The sequence below is a fragment of the Mesorhizobium sp. WSM4836 genome (assembly GCF_055811815.1).
The window spans coordinates 1-249 of the sequence record NZ_JBVVQF010000152.1; the positions used below are offsets into that span (position 1 = coordinate 1).

Genomic DNA, 249 nt, shown 5'->3' on the forward strand with positions numbered 1-249 from the left:
GCTCCATCGCTACGGCGTTCCGGCGCGTATCATCGACAAAGCCGAAGGGACCACAAAGTGGTCCAAGGCGCTTGTCGTGCACGCACGTACCATGGAGGTTTTCGAGCGCATGGAGATTCTGCCTCGCGCGCTTGAGCTCGGCCGACGGGTGAAGGGTGCGTCGATCCGCGCCTATGGCGAGGAGATCCTTCGGATCGACTTGGAGAACCTTGATGCTCCTCACAATTTCTTCCTCGACCTCAATCAGGC

General features: G+C 59.4%; 1 protein-coding gene. It reads left to right on the forward strand.

The genetic code is table 11. The features are described 5' to 3' along the window. On the forward strand, positions 1-249 hold a 249-nt coding region (locus tag AC0L2P_RS32475; protein WP_473507277.1), incomplete at both ends, for an FAD-dependent monooxygenase.